Genomic DNA, 615 nt, shown 5'->3' on the forward strand with positions numbered 1-615 from the left:
TTCAGCAACCGTCGTCCATAGTAGTAACACAAATATGAATAAGACAAAAAACATGACATTCCAGTCAAAAAATCGATAAACCGCAAACAAACTACTGTTATCATATTTGGTATTACGTTCTTGAGCCTCTTGTAATATTTCTTTATGGTCGTTACTATCCGCCTTGTTTGGATAATTAAATTTAGAAGTCCATTGATGTCCGAGTGGCCACGCTGTAATTCCTCTTTCATCCAATAAATATTGTTGTTCTTCTGATGCCATTGTTGTAACATTCCAACTTAGTGCATCCATTTCTTTATAGGACCCAGGGTATAGCGATTGCATCGTTTTTCTGTAGATTTCAGGGAAGTCGGTAGAATGAAGTTCATCCTTTAGGCTCTCTAATACTTGGTAGCTATTTCTCAGTTGTTTAACCATATTTCCATAAGCATTACCATTATCTAGTTCAGTACCATCCTTCAAGCGCTGCATTTCCTTTTCTATTTCAAATTGCTCTGCGACTAATTCCCAGTGGGTTTGCATTTTTAGTGTTATATTTTGATAATTTTCAATTGCTGTTAACGCTTTCTCAGGAAGTGTTTGGAATTGCTGATTCACAACGGCAACTGTACCACC

The 615-nt window shown here is 36.7% G+C and carries 1 protein-coding gene; it reads right to left on the reverse strand.

The features are described from left to right. A partial coding sequence (locus C9J34_RS22085; RefSeq protein ID WP_193769061.1) for a hypothetical protein occupies window positions 1-615 on the reverse strand: 615 nt, incomplete at both ends.

The sequence above is a fragment of the Metasolibacillus meyeri genome, from assembly GCF_003049505.1.
Classification (GTDB): Bacteria; Bacillota; Bacilli; order Bacillales_A; family Planococcaceae; genus Metasolibacillus; species Metasolibacillus meyeri.